General features: G+C 63.7%; 19 protein-coding genes. 15 read left to right on the top strand and 4 right to left on the bottom strand.

Annotation, left to right across the window (positions count from 1 at the left end; all coding sequences use genetic code 11):
- Positions 1 to 56 precede the first annotated feature (56 nt).
- Positions 57 to 1,178: a hypothetical protein gene (locus tag JV551A3_RS17115; protein ID WP_133973295.1), complete on the top strand. Its 1,122-nt coding sequence runs from the start codon at positions 57 to 59 to the stop codon at positions 1,176 to 1,178.
- A 10-nt stretch (positions 1,179 to 1,188) separates the two neighbouring features.
- Here the strand turns inward: JV551A3_RS17115 and JV551A3_RS17110 are convergent, their stop codons facing one another.
- On the bottom strand, positions 1,189 to 2,103 hold the full coding sequence (locus JV551A3_RS17110) for a LysR family transcriptional regulator (protein ID WP_133973293.1): 915 nt from the start codon (positions 2,101 to 2,103) through the stop codon (positions 1,189 to 1,191).
- Positions 2,104 to 2,309: 206 nt separating this feature from the next.
- Between JV551A3_RS17110 and JV551A3_RS17105 the strand changes: the two genes are divergently transcribed.
- From JV551A3_RS17105 to JV551A3_RS17095, 3 genes are all read left to right on the top strand, one after another.
- The gene (locus tag JV551A3_RS17105) at positions 2,310 to 3,332 is read left to right on the top strand and encodes a zinc-dependent alcohol dehydrogenase family protein (protein ID WP_133973291.1); all 1,023 of its coding nucleotides are present in this window, start codon (positions 2,310 to 2,312) and stop codon (positions 3,330 to 3,332) included.
- A 510-nt stretch (positions 3,333 to 3,842) separates the two neighbouring features.
- Positions 3,843 to 5,228: a hypothetical protein gene (locus tag JV551A3_RS17100; RefSeq protein WP_133973289.1), complete on the top strand. Its 1,386-nt coding sequence runs from the start codon at positions 3,843 to 3,845 to the stop codon at positions 5,226 to 5,228.
- Positions 5,228 to 6,583: an aminotransferase class I/II-fold pyridoxal phosphate-dependent enzyme gene (locus tag JV551A3_RS17095; protein ID WP_133973287.1), complete on the top strand. Its 1,356-nt coding sequence runs from the start codon at positions 5,228 to 5,230 to the stop codon at positions 6,581 to 6,583. Before JV551A3_RS17100 ends, JV551A3_RS17095 begins: the two co-directional genes overlap by 1 nt.
- 365 nt (positions 6,584 to 6,948) lie before the next feature.
- On the opposite strand, the gene JV551A3_RS17090 is transcribed toward JV551A3_RS17095, so the two are convergent.
- Together JV551A3_RS17090 and JV551A3_RS17085 are read right to left on the bottom strand one after the other, a co-directional pair.
- Positions 6,949 to 8,259, bottom strand: a complete 1,311-nt coding sequence (locus tag JV551A3_RS17090) for an MFS transporter (RefSeq protein ID WP_133973285.1) — start codon at positions 8,257 to 8,259, stop codon at positions 6,949 to 6,951.
- Positions 8,260 to 8,324: 65 nt separating this feature from the next.
- Entirely contained in the window at positions 8,325 to 9,638 is a 1,314-nt protein-coding gene (locus tag JV551A3_RS17085) for an L-fuconate dehydratase (protein ID WP_133973283.1), read from the bottom strand.
- Positions 9,639 to 9,739: 101 nt separating this feature from the next.
- On the opposite strand from JV551A3_RS17085, the gene JV551A3_RS17080 reads away from it, so the two are divergent.
- The 8 genes from JV551A3_RS17080 to JV551A3_RS17045 all read left to right on the top strand — a co-directional run bounded on the left by JV551A3_RS17080 (position 9,740) and on the right by JV551A3_RS17045 (position 21,402).
- Positions 9,740 to 10,687, top strand: a complete 948-nt coding sequence (locus tag JV551A3_RS17080; RefSeq protein WP_133973281.1) for a LysR family transcriptional regulator — start codon at positions 9,740 to 9,742, stop codon at positions 10,685 to 10,687.
- 33 nt (positions 10,688 to 10,720) lie between these two features.
- Entirely contained in the window at positions 10,721 to 11,674 is a 954-nt protein-coding gene (locus JV551A3_RS17075; protein ID WP_133973279.1) for a LysR family transcriptional regulator, read from the top strand.
- Positions 11,675 to 11,989: 315 nt separating this feature from the next.
- A complete protein-coding gene (locus tag JV551A3_RS17070) occupies positions 11,990 to 13,531 on the top strand; it encodes a UxaA family hydrolase (protein WP_133973269.1) in 1,542 nt (513 codons plus the stop codon).
- A gap of 34 nt (positions 13,532 to 13,565) precedes the next feature.
- Positions 13,566 to 14,624, top strand: coding sequence for an Ldh family oxidoreductase (locus JV551A3_RS17065; RefSeq protein ID WP_133973267.1), 1,059 nt, complete (start codon positions 13,566 to 13,568; stop codon positions 14,622 to 14,624).
- 20 nt (positions 14,625 to 14,644) lie between these two features.
- A complete protein-coding gene (locus JV551A3_RS17060; protein WP_133973265.1) occupies positions 14,645 to 15,862 on the top strand; it encodes a fumarylacetoacetate hydrolase family protein in 1,218 nt (405 codons plus the stop codon).
- 98 nt (positions 15,863 to 15,960) lie between these two features.
- The gene (locus tag JV551A3_RS17055; RefSeq protein ID WP_166674270.1) at positions 15,961 to 17,268 is read left to right on the top strand and encodes an MFS transporter; all 1,308 of its coding nucleotides are present in this window, start codon (positions 15,961 to 15,963) and stop codon (positions 17,266 to 17,268) included.
- 226 nt (positions 17,269 to 17,494) lie between these two features.
- The gene (locus JV551A3_RS17050) at positions 17,495 to 19,144 is read left to right on the top strand and encodes a VRR-NUC domain-containing protein (RefSeq protein ID WP_133973261.1); all 1,650 of its coding nucleotides are present in this window, start codon (positions 17,495 to 17,497) and stop codon (positions 19,142 to 19,144) included.
- Positions 19,141 to 21,402, top strand: coding sequence for an ATP-dependent DNA helicase (locus tag JV551A3_RS17045; protein WP_133973259.1), 2,262 nt, complete (start codon positions 19,141 to 19,143; stop codon positions 21,400 to 21,402). The genes JV551A3_RS17050 and JV551A3_RS17045 overlap by 4 nt, the downstream gene beginning before the upstream one ends.
- Positions 21,403 to 21,575: 173 nt before the next feature.
- On the opposite strand, the gene JV551A3_RS17040 is transcribed toward JV551A3_RS17045, so the two are convergent.
- Positions 21,576 to 22,757 (bottom strand): NnrS family protein, encoded by a 1,182-nt coding sequence (locus tag JV551A3_RS17040; RefSeq protein ID WP_133973257.1) that lies wholly within the window; start codon positions 22,755 to 22,757, stop codon positions 21,576 to 21,578.
- A 214-nt stretch (positions 22,758 to 22,971) separates the two neighbouring features.
- On the opposite strand from JV551A3_RS17040, the gene JV551A3_RS17035 reads away from it, so the two are divergent.
- The 3 genes from JV551A3_RS17035 (at position 22,972) to JV551A3_RS17025 (ending at position 25,742) form a co-directional block, all read left to right on the top strand.
- Positions 22,972 to 23,886 carry a site-specific integrase gene (locus tag JV551A3_RS17035; protein WP_087500663.1) on the top strand — a complete coding sequence of 305 codons (915 nt, stop codon included), beginning with the start codon at positions 22,972 to 22,974 and terminating at the stop codon, positions 23,884 to 23,886.
- A 710-nt stretch (positions 23,887 to 24,596) separates the two neighbouring features.
- Entirely contained in the window at positions 24,597 to 25,430 is an 834-nt protein-coding gene (locus JV551A3_RS17030; RefSeq protein ID WP_133973253.1) for an urease accessory protein UreD, read from the top strand.
- A gap of 9 nt (positions 25,431 to 25,439) precedes the next feature.
- Entirely contained in the window at positions 25,440 to 25,742 is a 303-nt protein-coding gene (locus tag JV551A3_RS17025; RefSeq protein ID WP_133973251.1) for an urease subunit gamma, read from the top strand.
- The last annotated feature ends 18 nt before the right edge of the window (positions 25,743 to 25,760 follow it).

Genomic DNA, 25,760 nt, shown 5'->3' with positions numbered 1-25,760 from the left:
AAGCTCGAGCTTATGGGCACTATCACCGCTATTAAATATATCAAGGCAGATAAGATATGACTGAATTCCGAAACGTCACGCGCCTCTTTTCGATGGAAGGCGCTACACATTTATATTCCAGCGACCCGGCGATGCTCACTCCGGCTGACATTTACACCGCCAGAGAGAATCCGGCGGTTTTAGCTGAGCTTCAGAACTGCAATCTGTATCTGATAACCCGGCGTTTTCGCATTTTTATCAATCCAGAAAAATTCAGCTTCGAAGGCGATACGATCATCGGGGAATTTCTGGTGCGACGCCTAACGGGAATAGCCTCAATCCCCTTCAAATATAAGATCAGCCAGGGCGCCGAGCCGAACGATTCCCGAATATTAGATGTTGTGGTCAATGCAAACGGAGCATCGATGCTGGTGATGACGCCAGTTGGTACTCGTCATATCTCAGTCAATGTGGTCGTTGCTAATGCCGAAAGCACTTTGATTGCTGAAGACACGGATATGGATGTCCTCTACGTTGGCCAAGGCATAGGCAGAAAGCGTTCCAGGACAGCCTTGGACCGGTTGCAGTCGCATACGACGTTCCAGAGAATTCTCGCTGAAACATCCACGTATTTCCCTGAGTGGGAGGTATTGGTGTTGTTGTATAGATTTGAACATGGGAGAACCATTATCAGCAATGGTGGTGATTTTAATGTAGAGCCTCAAGCATCTGACGAGCAGGATTCAACACACTTTAACGAGCTGAGAAAGGTGAGCCTCAAACGCCATCAAGTTGTTTCTTTGGCCGAGGCAGCGCTGATTAATTACTTTAAGCCGCGATATAATCAGCTTCTTAAATCCACCAGCTTTGCGGCAACAAAAAAAATAAAAGTTCTGGAGCAATTGATGAGGGCCGGGATCACAGGTTTGATTGTTGAAATTTGTACAGTGAATCTACGTTCGCGTATTGGGACTTTCGATGCGACACCAAAAGAGCTTGACGAGATCATGCCTGAAGATTGGGCTGACGGCCGAAATCTAGAAGTTCAAGATCGGCCTGAATGGCTAGAGTATCTGATGCGAATGCTTCATACGCATCATGCTCAATATGCGTTGACCACACCTAATGAACGTGAATCGTTCCTTCACGGTACGGTGTTTAACGGGCAGACAGAGCGCTTCAATCCTTGGGGGGCATGAAGTCGGAGCCCTAAAGACTGTCCGGATCCCCGAAGAACATCTGTATCCGCGACCGCAACCAACGCTCCGCCGGGTCATTGTCCTGCGCCCCGCGCCAGGCCATGTGCAGCTCGAAACTGCGCACCTCCAGCGGCAGGTCCTCGGCCCGCAACCCACCCGCTGCGGTCAGCGCATCCGCTGTGTAGTCCGGCACCGTAGCGACAATATCGGTGCCCGCCAGCAAGCTCCCCAGCCCGTTGAACTGCGGCACCGCCAGCACCACGTGGCGCTTGCGGCCAATTTCCTCCAGGGCCTCGTCGATGAACCCCGATAGGTCCCCGGCAAACGACACCAGCGCATGCGGGCGGGCGCAGAAGTCGTCCATGGTGATGGCGCCGGGCACGCTGTCGGCGCGCAGCAGTTTCGGCATGCTGCGGCGCAGCACCTTGCGCTTGGCGTTGGCTGGCAGTTCGCTGGTATAGCTGACCCCCACCGAGATTTCGCCCGAGGCCAGCAGTGTCGGCATCAGCAGGTAATTGACCCGGCGCACCACCAGCACGATACCTGGCGCTTCGGCGCGAATGCGTTTGAGCAACTGCGGCAGCAGGGCAAACTCGGCGTCGTCCGACAGGCCGATGCGGAACACCGCATTGCTGGTGGCCGGGTCGAATTCGGCAGCGCGGCTGACCGCGGTGGAAATCGAGTCCAGCGCCGGGGACAGCAGGGCGAAGATTTCATGGGCCCGGGCCGAGGGCTCCATGCTGCGGCCGGTGCGCACGAAAAGCGGGTCGTCGAACAGGTTGCGCAGGCGCGACAGGGCGGCACTGATGGCGGGCTGGCCAAGGAACAGTTTCTCCGCGGCACGGGTCACGCTGCGCTCATGCATCAGCGTTTCGAACACGATCAGCAGGTTGAGGTCTACACGACGCAGGTCGTTTCGATTCATCGTTGCGCTTCGCCTAAAGTGGGGCAGAGGTGAATCTTAAGGCCAAAGGCTGGTACCCTGCACGGGTTTAGGGGGACCAATCGCAGGGAAAGTCAGGTGCCCAATCGATGACAGGCATGTCGACTATTAATGACCACTGATGGTCTAACCGGCAAAGCCCGGATAAAGTCCGTGGTAATTAGAGGTTCACAAAGGCGAGGTATGCGATGTCCCGCATGATCCGTTTCCACAAGTTCGGCGCTGCCGATGTGCTCCGTTGCGAGGAGCAGGCCGAACCGTCACCTGCTGCCGACGAGGTACAGATCCGCGTCGAGGCGGTTGGCGTCAGCTGGTATGACGTGCTCTGGCGCCAGAACCTGGCACCGTCCCAGGCACGCCTGCCTGCGGGGATCGGCCACGAGATGGCGGGGGTAGTGACCGCGGTCGGTGAAGGGGTCGAGGATATTGCGGTGGGCGACCGGGTTGCCAGCTTCCCGGCCACCAGTGCCAACGACCACCCGGTGTATGGCGATGTCATCGTGCTGCCGCGTTCGGCCATTACCCGCTATCCGGATGTGCTCACCCCGATCGAGGCCAGCGTGCACTACACGCCGCTGCTGATCGCCTATTTCGCCTACGTCGACCTGGCCCGGGCGAAAGCCGGGCAAACCGCGCTGGTCACCGATGCCAGCCACTGCGCGGGCCCTGCCTTCGTGCAGTTGGGCAAGGCACTGGGGCTGAAGGTATTCGCTGCCACCAAGGAGGCGGAACAGCGTGAGTACCTGCTGGGCCTGGGCGCCGACAAGGTGATCGTCACCGAAGAGCAGGACTTGTTGCTGCAGGTTGGCAAGTACACCGATGGCCGTGGCGTGGACATGGTTCTCGATGGCATGGGCGGGCCGCAGATGTCGCTGCTGGGCGATGTGCTGGCACCGCGTGGCAGCCTGGTGCTGTATGGCCTGCAAGGTGGCAACCAGACGCCGTTCCCGGCCTGCGCAGCGTTCCAGAAGAACATCCAGTTCTATGTGCATTGCATCGGCAACTTCACCGGCAAGCCGGAGCTGGGCATCAGCCAGGATCAGGTGGCGTTGCAGCGCGCCTTGCGCGATATCAACCAGTTCACTGCCGACCACTTGCTGACACCACAGATCATCAAGGTGTACCCGTTCGAGCAGGTGGTCGAGGCGCATCGCTACATGGACCAGTGCCCGTGCGGCGGGCGTGTGGTACTGGACATGGCGCAAAACTGAAATCGGTCGGCATTATCAGAAGCCCGGGCAGAGTCCCGGGTTTTTTGTGCCCGGTACAGACTGATTGACGTTTAAAAAAAGAATGTTCCTACAATAAAAAACGACGCGGACTATGTTTAAACAGTTGCTCGGTTTCTCGTCGAAATATTCCGCCAAGCTTTTTGTCTTGAACTGTTATTACCTGGCAGTCAATGTGTTTTCTCACTTTCGCTGAATGGTTTTTTTACCCTGATCTGTATCTTCTATTCGCCTTGCATCCCTTGATAATGGCTCAATGATGTTTAGCGCAAGGAGCGTGGAATGAGCATGGCTGTGCCCAGGCCAGGGCGGTGTATGGCAGCGGCGGGGCGTCGCGACGATGCGTTTTTCTCGATGGCATGGCGACAGACTGGTTACGTCATTACTTCCAATTAGCTGTAGGAAATTTCTTCGGGAAAAGTTCAGGGCATGTTGATGTTCAGGTCCTCTGATCAACGTGCGCTGGCTGCATGAAGTTGATGAGGTGATTTCGTGACTGCTATTCACGACCAGGCAATGCACTATATCTACCAGCAGGTACTCGAGCGCTTGCTCAGTCATATGTCACAAGCGCAGCGTGCTTCCTTGCAGTTGCTGATACAACGGCTGCTGGTTGCTGCAGGCGGGCCCGAATACATCGGCACCTACCGCTTGCTGGTGCTGCAGGGCAACGATCGCCGCAGCGCCCGGCTGTTGGCCATGCTGCGTGCCGCACAACTCAGTATCGCCCTGCGTGCGCCGGTTACTTTCCAGCTTCGGGTGCTTGTGGTGAGCCTGCCCGTGGCTGACAGTGCCACGCTTGAATGCCATGAGCGCAGCTTCAATGCGCTGTTCTTGCAGGATGACCCGCGGGTGCAACTGCAGATGATCAAGGGGCGTGAAGTGGTGCCGTTCAGCCGGCATGCCCCTGCCGCGCCCGAGAGCTGGCTGTTGGCCAAGGACGCCATGCTGATGTTCGGCCACCTGGTCGACGCCAGGCCCGAAGCACTGTTGGGGTGTCGCCTGCATTTGGAGCTGGCGGCCGCTGTGGGCTTTGCGCTGCAGGCCTATTCACCAGCGGATGTATTGATCACCGCCATCCCCGCGCGCCAGCGCCGCCGGTACCTCGCCTGGGCACGGCGCAGCTTGCGCCTGGCAGGGGAGCATGGTCCGCATGTGGTGCATCAGTGCCTGGCGACGCTGGCGCAGGGGCTGAGTCGCCTGCTCGGCAACATCGGGCGCTCATCGGGCGTCCAGGCCGAACAGACTTCCGGGGCCACGCCGCAGATTACGCCAGTGCGAGTAATTGCCATCGACGACCTGTTGCCGCCGTTGCTCGAAGAGCAGCAGCTCGACCTCATGCTCGGTTGTCGCTTCGAGGCCGCCCAGGAGGCCTGGCCATTGGCCGCGTTCGTCGAGCCGTTGGCCCCGGCGCAGTTGCAGGAACTGCACGCACGCAGTCTCGAGCCGCAGGCCAATCGCCCGGCATTGCGGCTGGCCGGCCAGCCGGGTGCCAACAAGCGGCGCGATGCGCATCAGTTGCAGTTCGGCAAGGCATACGGCATCAACCAGATCCAACAGGTGTGCCTGCTGTTCAGCCCGTTTGCCAGGCAGGGGAAGAACCTGGAGCGTTTTCTGCAGTGCTGGCATGCCGACATGCTGGTGGCGCTGCCATACCTGCATCGGGCCTTGCAGGGTAAACCCTGCCCTGATGCGGTGAAAAACTGGCTGGTGAACACCAGCGGCCTGCCGCTGGGGCAACTCAGGCTGATCTACGGCGGGGGCCTGCCGCTGGCCTCCTGGCGCCTGATGAGCCATCTGGCCCGTCGCGATATACAGCTGAGGTTGCTGCCACAGCGGGCGGTAGCGCGGCGGCGTGGTCATGCGGGGCCGCCTTGATGGGGCAATCGGGCGCCGGCGAGTTCGCCTATCGCAAGGTATATCGCTACCTGGAAGCCCTGATCGACCAGGCCCCACGCAGTGGCCCGTGCCGTTTACCGTCGTTGCGCGTGTTGGCCCGGCGGTTGCGGGTGTCATTGGCCACCGTGCAGAGTGCCTACAGCCTGTTGGAAGAAGAGGGCCGTGTGCAGTGCCTGCCCAGGTCGGGCTATTACGTACAAGGCGTTGCCAAAAGGGATGCTGCGGCCATGCCTCGGCAGACGCCCTTGCCAGCACAGCCGATGCTGGAGCGAACCCTGTTCACCCACGAGCGGCGCCTGGCACGTCAGCGCACGCACAGTGTTGCCCCGTGGGACTCGCACGGCAGCGCCCGCCTGCGCAATGCCGTCGCCGAACGCTATACCCGTTCCTCCAACCAGTACTGGCGTGCCGAAGATGTGCAGCTGGCCCCGGATGTGCAGGCGTTGCTGGGGACCTTGCTGGCGGCGCTGGCCCTGCAAGGCGGGACCGTGGTGGTGCACTCGCCCTGTTGCTGGCAGGTGCTGCGCGCGTTGGCCCGTGCCAACATGCGAGTGCTGGAGGTACCACTGGATGCCCGCGGCAATCCGGACCTGCGCACCCTGGCCCGGCTGCTGGCCAGCGAGCCGGTGTGCATGCTGGTCATGCCCTCGTGCCTTGGCATGCCGCAGGGGCGGCTGTTTTCACCGCACTACCAGCAGCAGCTTGGTCAACTGCTTGGCCAGCACCCTGTATGGTTGCTGGAAAACGACCTGGACAGTGACCACTGTTACAGCGGCCCGCCGAATACACGCCTGCGTGATTGGATCGACCCCCGCTGGCTATTGGTGATGGGGGCGTTCGATGCTGCTGTGGGGAGCGAGGCGCCCTATGCCTACCTGCTGGGCCATGACGCCGGGCTGGCCAGGGCTTTCGCGGAGCGCGCGTTTCGGCTTGCACCGCTTCGCCTGCAAGCGCTGGCGCACATGCTGGGCAAAGGCGAGATCGAGGCGCAACTGGTACGACTGCGCACGGATCTGCAAAAGCGCATGCAATGCCTGGCGCGTGAGTTGCAACTGCAGTTCGGCCAGCGGGTGGCATTGGAAACGCTGGAGGGTGGCCGGACACTATGGGTGCGCTTTCGCCAGCCGCTGCCTTGGGAGGGTATTGCAGCAGCGCTGGCTGGTTCAGCATTGCATGCTCTGCCGGGCGAGCAGTTCAGCCTGCAGGGCCGCTACCAGCAGTGCCTGGCGATGGCATGGCTGGGTGATCACCCACGGGAGCTGCAACAGGCAGTGGAGCGCCTGGCCCAAGTGCTTGAGCTGCGCTGTGGCAGGCCAGCCGGCGTTACCCCTTGAGCTGCCGGGGTTGCGTTGCAACCCATCGCCGGCAAGCCGGCTCCCACACCGACCGTGTTGGTCTCGAGCCATGCGCTGTCGCCTGGAGTACTGAGCCTGCAAGCGTTCCGCCTATCCTGTGGGAGCAACTGTCTTGGATATCTCTTCAAGCCAGCACTGGCCCTTGTAGGAGCGGCCTTGTGTCGCGATGGGGCGCGAAGCGGCCCCAGGTTTTCAGCTTCGCAGCAAAGATTGCCGGGGCCGCTGCGCGCCCCATCGCGACACAAGGCCGCTCCTACAGCTATTTGCACATGGCTTGAGGCTGGTGTGGTCTAGGTGAAAGCCGGCTTGCCGGCGATGAGGCCTTGGCAGGCAAACGCCTTCTGTCAGCGATTCGCTTGCTCCTGCCCTTGCCGCAAGCGGGTACTGACCAGCGCTGCAACCACCAGCAACGCGGCGATGATCCACAAGCCATTGCGGGTACTGCCGGTGGTCTGCTCGATCAGGCCCATCACCGACGGGCCGACGAAACCACCAAACAGGCCGCAGGTGGTGACAAAGGCCAGCCCTGCCGCAAGGGCGCTGCCACTCAGGCGGCTGGAGGGGAAGACAAAGATGATCGACTGCACCACGAACAGCATCAGGGCAGTCAGCGAAAACCCGATCAGGCCGATGAACGAATTGGCGAGCGACGCCAGCAGCAGCCCGGCCGCCATGGTCAGCAGGCCGCCGAACAGCAGGGTGCGGCAACGGCGCGGTGAGGTGGCCAGGCGCGGGAAGGTAGCAGCGCCGATGGCGGCGGCAATCCACGGTACAGCGGTCAGCAGGCCGACCTGGAAGGGCGACAGCGCGCCGTAGGTGCCGATGATGCCCGGCAGGAAGAAAATCACCGTGTAGATGGTGATCTGGTGCACGAAGTACACCACGATCGCCAGCCAGATCTGCCGGTCGCGGAACATCTGCGCCAACTTGCTCTGCTGCGGTGCGGCGGCCCGTTCGGCAGCCAGGCGGCGCTCGATGTCCGCGGCTTCGGCGGCCGACAGCCAGGGCGCCGAGGCTGGGCCATCGGGCAGTTTTTTCCATACCACATAGGCCAGGGCTACTGCCGGCAGGCCTTCTAGCACGAACAACCATTGCCAGCCGTGCCAGCCCAGCACACCGTCCATTTCCAGCAGGGCGCCCCCCAGCGGGCCGCTGAGGATATTGGCCAGGCACACGCCCAGCAGGAAGTAACCCGTGGCGCGGGCACGCTGTTCACGGTCGAACCAGTAGGTCAGGTACAGCATCACGCCGGGGAACAGGCCCGCTTCGGCGACGCCGAGCAACAGACGCATGACGTAGAACGAGGTTTCGCCCTGGACGAAGGCCATGCCCGCCGAGAGCAGGCCCCAGGTGATCATGATGCGGGTGATCCAGAAGCGTGCGCCCACCCGATGCATGATCAGGTTGCTGGGTACTTCGGCCAGGGCGTAGGTGAGGAAAAACAGGCCGGCGCCCAGGCCGTAGGCCGCTGCCGACAGGCCGAGGTCGATGCCCATGCTGGCCTTGGCCAGGGCAATGTTGGTCCGGTCAAGGAAGCTCATCACGTAGACAACGATGAGCAGTGGCATCAATTTGCGCAGCAGCAGGCCGTTCAGGCGCTGTTCGGTGGTGGCGGCAGGGGCGGGCGCCGCTGCAGTACCGGTGAGGATTGTCATTGTTTTTTCCCCGTGAAAAGTGCTGATGGCGTGCCGCGCAGAGGCGGCACACCCAGGTAGGTGGGTCAGGAACGGTTGATGTCGAGCCACACCGCGCCGTTGGGGTACTGGTAGCGTTCCAGGGTCTCGGCATGCATTTCGATGCTGTAGCCAGGGCGTTGTGGTGGCATGTAGCGCCCGCGGCGGATCACCACCGGGTCGATGAAATGCTCGTGCAGGTGGTCGACGTACTCCAGCACCCGGTTGTGCAACGAGGCCGACACGGCGATGTAGTCGAACAGGGCAATGTTCTGCACGTATTCACACAGGCCGACACCGCCACCGTGCGGGCACACCGGTACGTCGTACTTGGCCGCCATCAGCAGTACGATCAGCACTTCGTTCAGGCCACCCAGGCGGGCCGCGTCCAGTTGGCAGAAGTCCAGCGCGCCGGCCTGGAACATCTGCTTGAACATCACCCGGTTGTGGCAATGTTCACCGGTAGCCACGCCAATCGGCGCAATGCGCTGGCGGATAGTGGCGTGACCGAGGATGTCGTCCGGGTTGGTCGGCTCCTCGATCCACAGTGGTTCGAAGGCGGCCAGGCGGCGCATGTTGGCGACGGATTCCTCCACGCCCCATACCTGGTTGGCATCCATCATCAGGGTGCGCTCCCAGCCAATTTCGTCGCGCAGGATGCTGGCGCGGCGAATGTCTTCCTCCAGGTCCGCACCGATCTTCTGCTTGATGTGGGTCCAGCCATCCTCCACGGCCTGGCGGGCCAGCTTGCGCATCTTCTCTTCGCTGTAGCCCAGCCAGCCCGGCGCGGTGGTGTAGCCGGGGTAGCCTTCGCGCAGCATCTGCGCTTCGCGCTCGGCCTTGCCTGAGGCCTTGCGGCGCAGCAGGGCGATGGCTTCTTCGGGGGTGAGCACATCGGTGACGTAGCTGAAATCCAGGCAGCGCACCAACTGCTCGGGTGTCATGTCGGCCAGCAGCTTCCACACCGGCTTGCCTTCGTGCTTGGCCCACAGGTCCCACACGGCATTGATGATCGCGGCGGTGGCCAGGTGGATCACGCCCTTTTCCGGGCCCAGCCAGCGCAACTGGCTGTCGCTGACGGTGAAACGGTGCCAGAAACCACCCATGTCCGCCGTGATTTCCTCCAGGCTGAGGCCGACGATCAGCGGCGCAAGCGATTGCACCGCCGCTGCGCAAATCTCGTTGCCACGACCGATGGTGAAGGTCAGGCCGTGGCCTTCGAGAGCCTCGGCGTCGGTGTGCAGCACCACGTAGGCTGCCGAATAATCGGGGGCGCTGTTCATGGCGTCGGAGCCGTCCAGCGACAGCGAAGTGGGGAAACGAATGTCGCGAACGCTCAGGTGGGTAATACGTATGCTCATGGTTGGCTCTTGATCTGTTCAAGCACTGGGAGACCTGACTGTAGGTTGTCGAGCGATACAGGCATAATCGCCAATTCTTAACCAGCGATATCGGATTCGATATGTCTCGCTTGCCACCCGAGAGCGCCCAGGCGCCTGCCAGCCTCGGCGCATTGAAGATCTCCAGCCGGCAGATCACGCTGCTCAACGCCTTGGGCGAGTTCGCCAACCTGCGCCGTGCTGCCGCGGCGATGCACACCACGCAACCGGCAGCGAGCCTGTTGCTGCAACAGCTTGAGGAGCGCCTTGGCGTACGCTTGTTCGAGCGTTTGCCACGGGGCATGCAAGCGACGCTGTATGGCGAAGTGATGATTCGCTATGCGCAGAACGCGCTTCACGAGTTCGAGCACGCCCAGGCGCAGATTGCCGAGCTGGCGCGCGGGGCCCGGGGCCTGGTACGGGTGGGCAGCGTCATGGGCCCGGTGCCGGGCGTGCTGACCAAGGCGGTACTGGCCTACAAGCGCGACCACCCCAAAGTGCGCATTTCCCTGGAGGTCGGCACCAGCGACACCTTGCTGCCGGCCTTGCTGCGTGGCGACTTCGACATGGTGGTTGGGCGGCTGCCAGACCAGAGCGACAGCCAGGACCTGAACATCGAACTGTTCGAAGGCGGTGAGCAGATGCGTGTTATCGCCCGCGCCGGCCATCCGCTGGCCAATGCCGCCGGGCTGCAACTGGCTGACCTGGTGGCGTTGACCTGGATCCTGCACCCCATCGGCAGCCCGATGCGCCGCCGCGTCGAAAGCGCCTTGCAAGCCGGTGGCATGGTGCAGTCGCTGGATATCGTCGAAACCGCCTCGATTCTGGCTACCACTGCCATGCTCGAAGCCTCCGAGATGATTGCGGTGGTGCCCGATGACGTGGCCAAGCATTATGCCCGCTATGGCATGGTCGCCATCCTGCCGGTGGAGCTGCCGCTGGCCATGGCCAACCTCGGCGTGCTGACCCTGCGCTCGCGGCCCAACTCGGTTGCCCTGGACACCTTGCTGCACTACCTGCGGGCGCAATAGCCCTGCCTTTTAATTTGCCTGAGGCCTGCGTCAATGCCGCCGGACATGACCCATTCCAGCTTTTGCAACTGGATCCGCTACAAGCACCTGGTGTTGATCGACACCTTGGCGCGCACCCGCAACATGCACGCCACCGCCACGCGCATGAACCTGAGCCAGCCGGCTCTGAGCAAAATGTTGCGTGATCTTGAGGAGCAGTTCGGCTTCGCCCTGTTCGAGCGCCTGCCGCGGAGCATGCCACCCACCGAGCTGGGCGAATATGTGGTGCGCTATGCCCAAGGCGCGCTGGCCGAGTCGCAACAGTTCGTTGACCAGGTAAACCGCTTGCGCAACGGCGGGCACGGTTTTATCCGCGTCGGAGGCATCTTTGCCGCCACCGCGCTGGTGCTGCCGCAGGCCATCGCCGCGATCAAGGCACGCAGCCCGTTGCTGTCGATCGAAGTGGTGGAGCATTCCAGCGATCACTTGTTGACCATGCTGGAGCAGAACAAGCTCGACATCATGATTGGCCGCTTCACTGAAGAACGCTTCAGCCAGCTGTTCGACTTCCAGCCCCTGGAGCCAGAACCGTTCAGCCTGGTGGTCAACAGCGAACACCCGCTCAACCAGCTGGAAAGCACGCCGCTGGCGGCGCTGGGCGACTGGCCGTGGGTGCTGTACCCGGTGGGCACGCCGATCCGCAACCGCCTGGAGCAGGCGTTTCGGGTTGCCGGCATCGCCACACCTGCTGACAGCGTCGAAACCATCTCCATGCCGATGTTCCTGCAATTGCTGCAGGCGGCGCCCATGATCGCCATGTTGCCGCGCTCGATGGTTGCCGCGCAGCTGGCCAGCGGCCAACTGAAAGAACTGCGCAGCCCCTTGCACCTGGCGGCGCTGGAATACGGCGTGGTTACCCGCAAGGACGAGCCACTGAGCCCTTCGGCCCGTGCGTTTGTCGAAATTTTGCTGGAAGGCGCTCGCCGTCGCCAGGAGGAGCATAGATAAAGCCGATACGCGGTCAACTGTAGGAGCGGCCTTGTGTCGCGAAAGGGCTGCGAAGCAGCCCCAGGGTTTCAGCTCAAAAGCACGGATTGCTGGGGCTGCTTTGCAGCCCTTTCGCGACACAAGGCCGCTCCTACACGGATCCTCGCATCTGCCAACAGTGGTCTTCAAGGCGATTGATAAATACGCGCCGAGACCCGCCTATGATAACCCAAGGTTATCGTTCGATCGGATCATCTCATTGGGAATGTTGCCCAAGGCTTCTTACAGTGGTCGCAGCCATAACAAGAAGCCAGCCGCACCGCCCTGAGAGGTCCCATGCAACTGATAGCCAAGTCCGGTGACCTTGCCGTCATCCGCCTCAACCCGCTGGACAACGTGCTCATCGCTCGCCAGGCCCTGCCGCCAGGCCTGCGCCTGGACGCCGAGGCGATTACCGTGCGCCAGCAGATCCCCTCAGGCCACAAGCTCGCTACCGAACGTATCGAGCAAGGCCAGCCTCTGCGCCGCTACGGGCAGATTATCGGTTTTGCCTCGCAGGCCATCGACGCCGGCGAGCATGTGCATGTGCACAATGTGCAGATGGGCGATTTCGCCCGTGACTACGCCTTCGGTGTCGACACCCGCAACCAGCCCGGCAGCGAGGCGCAGTTCGAAGGCATAGTGCGCGCCGATGGCCGGGTCGCCACCCGCAACTACATCGGCATCCTCACCTCGGTGAACTGCTCGGCGACCGTGGCCCGGGCCGTGGCTGACCATTTTCGTCGCGATATCCACCCTGAAGTGCTGGCCGATTACCCGAACATCGACGGCGTGGTGGCACTGACCCACGGCGCCGGCTGTGCGGTGGACCCCAGCGGTGAAGCCCTGGGCCTGTTGCGTCGTACCCTCGCCGGGTACGCCGTACACCCCAATTTCGCTGCCGTGCTGATCATTGGCCTGGGCTGCGAAACCAACCAGATCGAAAGCCTGCTGGAAACCCAGGGCCTGCAGGCCAGCGCCCAGCTGCGCGCCTTCACCATCCAGGGTATCGGCGGCACCTGCAAAACCATCGCCGCCGGCATCGAGCAGGTCAAGGCACTGCTGGCCGAGGCCAACCAGGTGCAGCGCCAGCCGGTCAGCGCGCGGCACCTGGTGGTAGGCCTGCAATGTGGCGGTTCCGATGGCTATTCCGGCATTACCGCCAACCCGGCGTTGGGCAATGCCGTCGACCGCCTGGTGGCCGCCGGTGGCACCGCGATTCTCTCCGAAACCCCGGAAATCTACGGTGCCGAGCACCTGCTGACCCGCCGTGCGGTCAGCCGCGAGGTCGGCGAAAAACTGGTGGCCCGCATCCGCTGGTGGGAAGACTACTGCCAGCGCATGAACGCCGAACTGAACAACAACCCCTCGGCCGGCAACAAGGCCGGAGGCCTGACCACCATCCTCGAGAAGTCCCTCGGTGCAGTGGCCAAGGCCGGCTCCAGCAACCTGGTCGATGTGTACCAGTATGCGGAAGCGGTGCGCGCCCAGGGCCTGGTGTTCATGGATACTCCCGGCTACGACCCGGTTTCGGCCACCGGCCAGGTGGCTGGCGGGGCCAACCTGATCGCCTTCACCACCGGCCGTGGCTCGGCCTATGGCTGCGCCCCGGCGCCATCGATCAAGCTGGCCACCAACAACCGGGTGTTCGAGCACCAGGAAGAAGACATGGACGTCAATTGCGGCGGCATCGCCGATGGCTCCACCAGCATCGAGGAGCGCGGCGCGTTCATCTTCGAACAGATGCTGCGCATCGCTTCCGGTGAGCGCAGCAAGAGCGAACTGCACGGCTACGGGCAGAACGAATTCGTGCCCTGGCAGATCGGTGCCGTGACCTGATCGCCAGCCCTGTCCCATTTACGAGGCAATCGCAATGACTCAAGCCACACATTACGACGTGCAAGCGCTCACTACCTTCGTCGAGCGGCTGTTCGAAAAGGCCGGTGCCGATACCGAAGTCGCCCAGGTAGTGACCCGGGTGCTCCTCGAAGGCGAGTTGCTGGGCCATCGCACCCATGGCCTGAATTTGGTCAGCCGCTACATCGACGGCATGCTCGGCGGCCAGGTCAAGGCCCGCGCGCAGGTACTGGAGCAGGTATCGGACAGTGGCATTTCCAGCCTGTTCGATGGCCATTACGTGTTGGGGCCGTACTGCGTCAGCCGTGCCCTGGACTGCGCGGCAAAGGGCGCCACTTCGCAGGGTATCGGCATCGCCGTGGTACGCCGCGCCGCGCATATCGGCTGCCTGGCAGCCTACCTCAAGCCTTACACCGACCAGGGCCTGGTGGCCATGCTGTATTCCTCGGACCCTTCGGTAGGGCTGGTCTGCGCCCATGGCGGTGTCGATCCGGTGTACACCCCCAACCCGATCGCCGCGGGTATCCCGACCCAAGGCGAGCCGATTCTGCTGGACGTCAGCATGTCCACCGTCACCCTCGGCCTGGTCGGCCAGTGTCGCGACGCCGGTAGCCGCCTGCCGCACTCGGTGCTGGTAAGCAATGACGGGCAACTGAGCGACGACCCCCGCGATTTCTTCACCAGCCCGCAAGGCAGCATCCTGCCCTTGGGTGGCCAGGCCTTTGGCCACAAAGGTTTCGCCCTGGCACTGCTGGTCGAAGCCTTGACCTCGGGGCTGGCCGGCCATGGCCGCAAGGATGCACCAGACCAGTGGGGGGCCTCGGCCACCGCCGTGGTCATCGACCCGCGATTCTTCGGCGGCCTGCAAGCGTTCACCGACGAAACCAGCTTCCTCGGCCGACTGATACTGGCCAGCCGGCCGCTGGACCCCGAGCGCCCGGTGCGCCTGCCCGGGCAGGCTGGCCTTGCCCTACGCCGCCAGGCCCTGGAGCAGGGCGCAAGCCTTTCGTCACAGCTGGTGGCCGACCTTGACCGCCTGGCCGGGCAGCTGCAACTGCCGGCACTTTCCCAATGAATGACAGTAAGGGTACACAGATGACTGATCGAGCGAACGGCAAGCGACCGCTGCCTCTGAACCACGATGCCAGCGCGTTCGACAGCGGCAGTTGGGTAGGGCGGGTGTGGCTGCCGGAGCAGGGCCCTGCGGTGGTGCTGGTGAAGGCCGGCGCCGTGCACGATATCAGCGCCCATGTAGCCACCGTCTCGGCCCTGCTGGAAGTGGCCGACCCGGTGGCCTACCTGCGCAGCCTGCCGCTGGCCGAGCCGCTGATCGGGCTGCCAGCCTTGCTGGGCAACAGCGACCCGGCCCGGCGCGACCTGCACCAGCCATGGCTGCTGGCTCCCATCGACCTGCAGGCGGTGAAGGCCGCTGGGGTGACCTTCGCCACCAGCCTGCTGGAGCGCGTGGTGGAAGAGCAGGCCAAGGGCGACCCGGCCAAGGCCGATGCCATCCGTGACACCCTGGCCAGCCGCATCGGTGCCGACCTGTCACAGATCGTGCCGGGCTCGGCCCAGGCCGAAGCGCTGCGCAAGGTGCTGGTGGAGCAGGGCCTGTGGTCGCAATACCTGGAAGTGGGGATTGGCCCGGATGCCGAGGTGTTCACCAAGGCCCAGCCGTTGTCGGCGGTCGGCCACGGCGCCGACATCGGCATTCACCCCAAGTCGAGCTGGAACAACCCGGAGCCTGAAGTGGTGCTGGCGGTGTCGAGCGATGGTTGCATCAAGGGCGCGATGCTTGGCAACGACGTCAACCTGCGCGACTTCGAAGGCCGTAGCGCCTTGCTGCTGTCCAAAGCCAAGGACAACAATGCCTCCACCGCGCTCGGCCCGATGCTGCGCCTGTTCGACGAAAGCTTCGGCCTGGACGACGTGCGCGCCGCCGAGGTGGAGTTGCAAGTGGTGGGCGAAGACGGCTTCATCCTCGCCGGCAGCAGTTCCATGCGCCAGATCAGCCGCGACCCGCAGGACCTGGTGCAGCAAACCCTCAACGAGAACCATCAGTACCCCGACGGCCTGGTGCTGTTCCTCGGTACCTTGTTCGCCCCCAAGCAGGACCGCGACCAACCGGGCAACGGCTTCACCCACAAGCCGGGCGATGTCGTGAGCATCAGCAACCCGCAACTGGGTACCCTGTGCAACCGCGTGACCACCAGCGACCTGGCGCCGCAGTGGCACTTTGGCCTGCGTGCACTGATCGACAGCCTCGGCCAGCGCGGCCTGCTGGACGTTGCAACCACCGCGCGCCTGCCTTGAGCGGCGCGCTGCGTCAGGGAGGGCGCAGCTTGAACGAAGGATCGCCAAGGCGCTGACAGCGCGGCAACAATAATAATAAAGGTCATCACATGAACCCTATGAAGAAGTACCAACGCATCACCGTCGTGTTCCTGCTACTGATCGGCATCGTCAACTATTTGGACCGTAGTGCACTGTCGATCGCCAACACCTCGATCCAGAAAGACATGATGATCAGCCCGTCGCAGATGGGCATCCTGTTGTCGGCGTTTTCCATTGCCTATGCCTTCGCCCAGCTGCCGATGGGCATGATCATCGACCGCCTGGGCAGCAAGATCGCCCTCGGTGCCTCGCTGCTGGGCTGGTCGGTAGCCCAGGCAGCGTTCGGCATGGTCAACAGCTTTGCCGGCTTCATGGGCCTGCGGGTACTGCTGGGGATTGGCGAGGCGCCGATGTTTCCGTCGGCGGCTAAGGCCCTGTCGGAGTGGTTCGATGCCAACGAACGCGGTACCCCGACCGGCGTGGTCTGGTCCTCGACCTGCCTCGGCCCGTGCCTGGCGCCACCCTTGCTGACGCTGTTCATGGTCAACTTCGGTTGGCGCGGCATGTTCATCATCACCGGTGTGATCGGTGTGGTGCTGGCGCTGTGCTGGCTGACCTTCTACAAAAGCAAGGCACGCTACCTGGCGGAGCTTGTTGCCGAAGGCAAGCCGCTGCCGAGTGGGCAGCAGGCGCCGGCAGCCGCTGCACAAGCGCCGAAGGCCTCGTACTTCGCCGGCTGGCTCGACCTGTTCAAGCACCGTAGTACCTGGGGCGCGGTGCTGGGCTTCATGGGCGTGATCTACATGCTCTGGCTGCACCTGACCTGGCTGCCTGGGTACTTCGAGCGCGAGCATGGCCTGGACCTGTACAAGACCGCTTGGGTGGTGTCGCTGGCCTATGGCTTTGGTGCCGCGGGCACGATCGTCGCCGGGCGCTTCTGCGATTTGCTGGTCAAGCGCGGCATGAGCGTGCTGGCCAGCCGCAAGTTCAGCGTCATCACCGGCCTGGTGCTGGCGGCGCTGTTCACCCTGCCGCTGTCGTTCGTCACCGGCCTGACCGGTTGCGTCATCCTGCTGTGCCTGGCGCTGTTCAGCATCAACATGGCCAGTGCCACTGCCTGGATGATCGTCAACACCATCGTCGACAGCCAGCGCGTGGCTTCGTTTGGCTCGATCCAGAACTTCGGCGGCTACATCGCCGGCTCGGTGGCGCCGATCGTCACCGGCTTCAGCATCCAGTATTCGGGATCGTTCACCACGGCGTTCATGATCAGCGCGGTGGTGGCGCTGTGTTCGGCGGTGGCCTACTTCCTGCTGCTGCAGGCGCCGATTGGCAGTGCCAAGGTCAAGGCGGCGGGGATGGTTGCCGCGGCGGAACAGGTGTGAATTCTGGGGGGCGCTTTGCGCCCCAATCGCGACGCAAGGCCGCTCCCACAGGTATCGCGCGGGTTTCAGCAGCACTGCAATACCTGTGGGAGCGGCCTTGCGTCGCGATTGGGCTGCAAAGCAGCCCCCAAGCCGATAGCTTATCGTTGAGCTGACCCACGGCACTTGCCATGCATGCTGATCTGTATGTATAACCAGTATCCATTCCAGCTGCCTGACCCATCCCGTGATCGCCCATTCCGTCGACGACCCGTTCTATTACCTGCACAATTTCCGCCAGGTGCTGCTATGGGTCGAACAGCGCTACGAAGACCTGCTCGACGATCAGGAGCTCGCTTTCATCCGCACCTTCGGCCAACTGGACGCCCCGGCGCAGGCCCTGATGGTGCGCATGGTCATGCGCAAGGGCGAGCTGTTTCGCAGCGACCGCCTCGATTATGCCGAAATCGGCGATACCGGGCAGGCCCTGCAGCCGTTGCTGGCCCTCGGCTGGGTACGGGAACCCGCGCATCTGGCGCTGGAACAATTGTTCGCCCTGCTGCGCAAGGACGAACTTGCCCGTTGTTTTGCCCCGCAGCTGAGCCGGCCCCGCGCCGCCAAGCATGATCTGCTTGCACAACTGCAGCCCTTGGCCCTGCAAGCCCGGTCATTGGCCGAGTGGTTCCCGGACAGCGGCATGCGCATCCTCCAATGGTGTCTGCAACCTTTGTGCGACCGCATGCGCCTGCTGTTCTTCGGCAACCTGTACCAGTCCTGGTCGGACTTCGTCCTCGCCGACCTCGGCCTGTTGCGCTACGAACAGGTGCCGTTCAGCACCGATTCGCGTGCCCTGCAGCAACGTGCCGAAGTCGACCTGGCCATGGCCTTGCACCAGTGCGCCGAGCGCCTGGAGCAGGGCGACGACCCGCAGTCGATCCTGGCAGCCATGCAGGGCCTGCGCAGCGACAACCCGTGGCTGGCCCGGCGCCATGCGCGCCTGCAATTCGCCCTGGGCCAGCAATGCGAACGCCTGGGCGACTGGGCGCAGGCCATGGCCGTATACAGGCAGTGCAGCCATGCCCAGGCGCGCATCCGCCAGGTGCGGGTGCTGGAGCGCAGCGAGCAGTGGCCCCAGGCCCATGCGCTGGCGCTGCAACTGGCCGCGGCACCGGCCAATGCCCTGGAAGTGCAGGCGCTGGAACGTATGTTGCCGCGCCTGGCGCGCAAACTCGGTGGCCCGCCACAGCGGCGCCAGCGTGTCGCGCCCCTGGAACTGATCGAGCTGGAGCTGCCCCGGAAACTGGCAGCGCTGGGTGTGGAGGAGGCGGTGCGCCAGTACCTGGCCGAAGCCGGTGGACATGTGCATTACGTGGAGAACACGCTGTTCAACAGCCTGTTCGGCCTGCTGTGCTGGGAGGCGATCTTCGCCCCGGTCCCTGGCGCGTTCTTCAACCCGTTCCAGGCCGCCCCACAGGACCTGCACGACGGCGACTTCCAGCAACGCCGCAGTGCTCTGTTCGAGCGTTGCCTGGGGCGGCTCGAAGATGGCAGCCATCACCGGGCGATTCTCGACTGCTACGCCGCCAAGCAAGGCCTGCAGTCTCCGTTCGTGTTCTGGTCCATGCTCAGTGAGCAATTGCTTGAGCAAGCCCTGGCCTGCCTGCCGGCGGCCCATTTGAAACAGTGCTTCCTGCGCCTGCTGCAGGATATTCGCAACAACCGCGCCGGCATGCCCGACCTGATCCAGTTCTGGCCCGAGCAGGGGCGCTACCGCATGGTCGAGGTCAAGGGCCCCGGCGACCGCCTGCAGGACAACCAGTTGCGCTGGCTGGAGTTTTGCCGGGCCCACGGCTTGCCTGTCGCGGTGTGCCATGTGCGCTGGAGCGAAACGCCGTGAGCTACAGCGTGGCGGTACGTGCCTTGTGCGAATTCAGCGCCAAGGTCGGTGACCTGGACCTGCGCTTCACCCCATCACCCACCGCCCAGGAAGGGATTGAGGGGCATCGGCGGGTGGTGGCGCGACGCGGTGCGGGCTATGAGTCGGAAATTGCCCTCGAAGGCCAGTTCCAAACCCTGAAGGTACGTGGCCGCGCCGACGGTTACGACCCCGCCTGCAACCGCCTGGAAGAGATCAAGACCCACCGTGGCGACCTATCGCGCCAGCCGGCCAACCATCGCCAGCTGCACTGGGCGCAGGCCAAGGTCTACGGCTGGTTGATGTGCCAGACACGGCAACTGCCGGCCATCGAGGTGGCGCTGGTTTATCTTGACGTGGACAGCGATGGCCAGACGCTGATCAATGAACACTGCACGGCTGCCGAACTGCAGGCCTTCTTCGAAACCCAGTGCCAACGCTTTCTGGCTTGGGCACAAGGGCAGGAGCAGCGCCTGGCCGAGCGTAACCACGGCCTGCATGCCCTGGGCTTCCCTTATCCGGTGTTCCGCCAAGGCCAGCGACAACTGGCAGAAACCCTGTACAAGGCGGTGAGCACCGGCCGTTGCCTGATGGCGCAGGCCAGTACCGGAATTGGCAAGACCCTTGGTACCTTGTTCCCCCTGCTCAAGGCCATGGCGCCGCAGCAACTGGACAAGCTGTTCTTTCTCACGGCCAAGACCCCGGGCCGGGCGCTGGCCCTGGATGCCATGCGCCAGATCACCGATGCCACGCCGCAGCCGGCCTTGCGCACGCTGGAGCTGATCGCCCGCGACAAAGCCTGCGAGCACCCCGACAAGGCCTGCCATGGCGAATCCTGCCCCTTGGCCGCAGGCTTCTACGATCGCCTGCCCGCCGCGCGTGCGGCGGCGGCAGAGTTGCCCCTGCTCGACCGAGCCCAGCTGCGCGAAGTAGCCCTGGCGCACCAGGTGTGCCCTTATTATCTGGGCCAGGAAATGGCGCGCTGGGTAGATGTGCTGGTGGCGGACTACAACTACTACTTCGATGCCCATGCCTTGTTGTTCGGCCTGACCCAGGCCAACCAGTGGCGGGTCGCGGTGCTGGTGGACGAGGCGCACAACCTGGTCGAGCGCGGCCGCGGCATGTACAGCGCCAGCCTCGACCAAGGCCAGTTGCTGGCCCTGCGCCAGAGCAAACCGCGCGGGCTGACCGGTGCGCTGGACCGGCTGAACCGGCAGTGGAACGCCCTCTACAAGGAGCAGCGCGCGCCGTACCAGGCCAGCGAGTCGCTGCCAGACGCTTTGCTGCGTGCCTTGCAGCAATGCATCGGGCTGATCCAGGAACAGATGAACCAGGCGCCTGCGCAAGTGGACCCGCAGGTGCTGCAGTTCTTCTACCAAGCGTTGCAGTTCAGCCGGGTTGCCGAGCTGTTCGACGAGCATTTCCTGTTCGACATCAGCCAACGCCAGGGCCCGCGCAAGCGGCGGCTGGCCACCTTGTGCCTGCGCAATGTCACCCCGGCGCGGCTGTTGGGCCCGCGCATGCAGGCGGCGCGCAGCGTGACGCTGTTTTCCGCCACGCTGAGCCCCCGGCATTTTTACAGTGACCTGCTGGGCATGCCGGCGGATACCGCCTGGCTGGAAGTGGCCGCGCCGTTTCGTGCAGAACAGCTGGAAGTGCGTATCGCCAGCCAGGTATCCACCCGTTACCAGCAACGCCAGGCTTCGCTGGCGCCGATCGTAGAGCTGATTGCCCGCCAGTATGAGCGCATGCCGGGCAACTACCTGGCGTTCTTCAGCAGTTTCGAATACCTGCAACAGGTGGCCGCGCTGCTGGCCGAACGGCATGCACAGATACCCATGTGGGCCCAGGAACCGGGCATGGACGAAGCAGCTCGTCAGGGCTTTCTCGACCGTTTTGTGGCGGATGGCCGCGGGGTGGGCTTTGCGGTGCTGGGCGGTGCGTTCGGGGAGGGGGTGGACTTGCCGGGTACGCGGCTGATCGGCGCGTTTGTCGCCACCCTCGGGCTACCCCAGGTCAACCCGGTCAACGAGCAGTTCAAGCAGCGTCTGGGGCGGCAGTTTGGTGCGGGGTTCGATTACGCCTATCTTTACCCGGGCGTGCGCAAGGTCATCCAGGCGGCAGGCCGGGTCATCCGGGGCGACCAGGACCGTGGCGTACTGGTTCTGATCGACGAGCGCTTCGCCGAACCCCGGGTGCAGCAGATGTTCCCAGGGTGGTGGCCGACGCCGGAAGGTTAGCGCGGCCCCGGCAACTTATGCATTTGCGCTGAGAACTTGGGGCTGCTTCGCAGCCCATCGCCGGCAAGCCGGCTCCCACAGGTACTGCACAATGCTTGAGGTCGATGCAGTCGAGGTTGGGAGCTGGCTTGTCGGCGATGCGCCGCAAAGCGACCCCAATCTGGGCATCAAGGCTAGCCCGGCATACCGTCAGCCCGTGGCCGCAGCAGGATGGGCAGGTAGTGACGCAGGAACAGCAGTAGCGCCAGGCTCCAGCACACGACCGAAAGGCTCACCCCGAGCGGTGTGAACAACGGCAGCACCACCCTTGCCAGCGCCGCCAGTTGGATCAAGGCAAAGGCCCAGGCAATGCTGGTCGGCACGTGCAGCGGCCTGCCGGTGTGGCCCAGGCTGACCCGTGCCATCATCGCCAGGATCAAGCCGCTCATGGCACCCACGGTCAAGGCATGAGTCACCAGGCTCGGGCTCACTGCCACCCCGGCATGCCACAACGCCATGCCCAGGCAGGCAATGGCAATCCAGGCATAGGCCAGGTGCAGCGACCACAGCAGGGGCACCCGCCACAAACCACGGTCATGCCACAAGGCCAGGCGGGCCGTATGCAGGGTGAACAAGGCGCCGAACAGTACCGCAAGGCCGATACGCGGCGTATCGGCCGCGCCGGAGGCAAAGGCCAGCGGTACCGCCACGCTCAGCAGCAGGCATGCCCGGTCCAGCCAGGGGCGGGCAGGGGCCGGGGCCATGTTGCCCAGGCCGCGCCGGGTGAAGAACGGGATCACCCGCCCGCCGAGCACGGTCATCATCGCGGCCACCAGCCACAACCCGGCAAACACCCCGCGGCGCTGCCACAGTTCGTCCTGGCGCAGCCAACCGACCAAGGTCAGCCACTGGCAGGCGGCGATCAGCAGCACCAGGCCGACGATCGGGTAGTTGTTACGCAAGCGCCGCTGCACGATCGGCCGTGCCAGGGCCAGTGCCACCAGTGGCAGGAAGCTGCCCTCGACAACTACCAGCAAGCTGCCCGGTAACGGCAGGAACCAACTCGCCCGGCCCAACAGCCAAAGCAGGAACAAGCCCTGCAGCGCGCGCCCGCTCAAACCCGGGATACCGCTCCAGTTCTGCACTGCAGTTAGCAGGAAGCCCGCGATGATGGCTACAGCGAAACCATAGAGCATCTCGTGGCGGTGCCAGGCGAGCATGCCGCCGGGGGGCGTGGGCGCCAGTGCCCCGGCCAGCACGCCGGCCCACAACAGCAAGGCAAGTAGCGCGAACAAACTGCCCCCCAGGAAGAATGGGCGGAAACCCAGGCCCCAGACGGCCTGTCGTGGACGTGAATCGATCGGCTGCACAAGCATGGGCGGACCTTCGTTCGTTCAGTAGGCTCAATTGGGGTAAGATCATGATCCGTGCCAACTTCAAACCCCTTGCATATCAAGGTGATGGCACCTCTTCGGGTCAGAATGACATGCGTATCCTGCTGTTTTTTTGACCTGCTTGTATGTCGTATTGACTTGCTTCAGGGTTTGGCCCGTTCACCGCTGGCCAACGCTTCGCTACAGGATTCACGTTTTGTCCGACCTCTCGAAAAATCCACTGCTGCAGTACATGGCCCGCCTGGCCCCATCCAGCCAGCAAACCATGCGCTACATCCTTCAGGACGCTGCCGACCGGCTGGGTTTTGTCGACTGCAATATCGTCGATGTGCCCTGGCATCGGCTGGAGCCCGGCCATGTGATCGCCCTGGTGGCGGCGCTGCGTGCCGACGGTTATGCCCCCAACAGCTCGTCGCTGTACGTCAACGCCATCCGCGGTGTGATGAACGAAGCCTGGCGCCAGGGCCTGATCGATCACGAGCAGTTGCTGCGCATTCGCGAGGTCAAGCCGGACACTGGCAGCCGGCTTCCGCCGGGGCGCAACCTGCGTCGCAGCCTGATTCGCGAGCTGATGGATGTGTGTGCGGCCGATCCACGGCCGCAGGGTGTGCGTGACGCGGCGATCATCGCCTTGCTTTACGGTACCGGCATGCGCAAGTCGGAATCGGTGGACATCGACCTGGACCAGGTCGACTTCGAGGCGCGCAGCCTGCAGGTGCTAGGCAAGGGCAACCGCCAGCTGATCAAGTACGCCCCGCCATGGGCGTTCGAGAAGTTGCAGGCCTGGCTGGACCTGCGCCGCCAGGACTTGCCGGCAGGGGCCGAGGACGACCCGTTCCTGTTCAACCGCATCCGCCGCGGCAGTCATATCACTCGGGCGCGTATCACCAAGCATGCCATTTACTACATCGCCCGCCAGCGTGGTGCGCAGGTGGGCGTGAAGATCATGCCGCATGACTTCCGTCGGGCGTTCATCACCCGGGTTATCGAAGAGCACGACCTGTCCATTGCGCAGAAGCTGGCGCATCACGCGAACATCCAGACCACAGCAATCTATGACCGGCGCGACGACAACGAGCGCCGGCGTGCGGTGGACCGCTTCGATTACTGAGTTTCCTCACTTGTAGGGCTGCTGCGTAGCCCATCGCCGGCAAGCCAGCTCCCACCCCGACCGCGCTGCCCTCAAGACTTGCGCAGTACCTGTGGGAGCGGGCAAGCCCGCGAAACAGGCGACGCGGTGGATGGCACGGGCTTCGCCCGTGTTCGCGGGCGCGCCCGCTCCCACAGGGGTCGCGCCAGCTTTTAGAAATTGAGCAAGACAGTTGCTCCCACCCCGACCGCGCTGACGTCAAGCCATGCGCAGTACCTGTGGGAGCGAGCAAGCCCGCGAAACAGGCGACGCGGTGGATGGCACGGGCTTCGCCCGTGTTCGCGGGCGCGCCCGCTCCCACAGGGATCGCGCCAGCTTTTAGAAATTGAGCAAGACAGTTGCTCCCACCCCGACCGGGCTGCCCTCAAGACTTGCGCGATCCCTGTGGGAGCTGGCTTGCCGGCGATGGGCCGCATAGCGGCCCCAGCATTCTCTCGGTCCAGCACCTAAACAGGGCTTGAGTGCGCCCCCGCTTTGTGCGCCATCTCCCTGTATGCCCTATGCCAGAGCGGCTGTGGCAAAAGTTTCATCTGCGTTCACCTGCGGAGTTGGCCCGCAACCTGCTATATCCAGCCTGCGAATTTGATCGAGTGGTCAGGCCGCGCGCGCCGTAGCCGTGCGTGCCTGACCCTCTAAACGGCCAGCAGGCCACGGATTTCAGGGGCCGCAGGATGTCGCTCGCGGAGCAGATCGAACAACAACACGACGAGGCAGGCTGGAGCGCTCACCTGCAGTTGCGCTTCGTCAGGCGCGACGAGGTGACCCGCCTTGGTGCGTGGCGGCATTTCGGACCTCTTTTGGTGCAGCGGCCGTTCTATCCGGAAGGTGCCCCGTGCCATGTCTACGTGCTGCACCCACCCGGCGGCATCGTCGCCGGCGACCGCCTGGAGCTGGACATCAAGCTGGAACCGGGCAGCCACGCGCTGCTGACCATGCCCGGCGCCAGCAAGTTCTACCGCAGCATCGGCCCGACCGCGCGGCTGGCTCAGCGCTTTCATCTGGGCGCCGACAGCACCCTGGAGTGGCTGCCGCAGGACAGCATCTTCTTCTCCGGCGCCCGCGCCAGCCTCGACAGCCGTTTCACCCTCGAACCGGGCGCGCGCCTGCTGGCCTGGGAAACCCTTTGCCTGGGGCGTCCGGTGATGGGCGAACGTTTCGACTACGGTGCCGTCGATAGCCGCCTGCATATCGAGCTGCCCGACGAAGTGGGCCTGCACGAGCGCCTGCGCATCGAAGGCGGGCGCCTGGACAAGCTTGGCGGGCACCCGCTGCTGGCCACTTTCTGCGCCGCACCAGCCGATCAGGCCGTGCTGGAGCTGGTGCGCCCGCTGTTCGACGAGATGGCCAACCCGGCCGGCGCGACCCTGCTCGGGTCGTTGCTGGTGATCCGCGTGCTCGACCATGACAACCAACACCTGCAACGCACCCTGCAACGCCTGTGGCATGTGCTGCGCCCGGCCGTCCTCGGCCTGCCGGCCTGCCCGCCGCGTATCTGGGCCACCTGAGAGAGCGCCATGGAGCTGACCCCGAGAGAGAAAGACAAACTGCTGCTGTTCACCGCCGCGCTGCTGGCGGAGCGGCGCCTGGCCCGCGGCCTGAAGCTCAACTACCCGGAAGCGGTGGCGCTGATCAGTGCCGCCGTGCTCGAAGGCGCCCGTGATGGCCGCACCGTCGCCGAACTGATGAGCCTGGGGCGCGAAGTACTGCGCCGCGAGCAGGTGATGCCTGGCATTGCCGAAATGCTTCACGACGTGCAGGTCGAAGCTACCTTCCCGGATGGCACCAAGCTGGTGACCGTGCATGACCCCATCGTCTGAAATTGCCCAGGAGCCCCG

Origin of the sequence: Pseudomonas inefficax, from assembly GCF_900277125.1 — a bacterium.
GTDB classification, from domain to species: Bacteria; Pseudomonadota; Gammaproteobacteria; order Pseudomonadales; family Pseudomonadaceae; genus Aquipseudomonas; species Aquipseudomonas inefficax.
The sequence above is the reverse complement of the archived record's forward strand: the minus strand, read 5'-3'. Positions and strand labels throughout refer to the sequence as shown.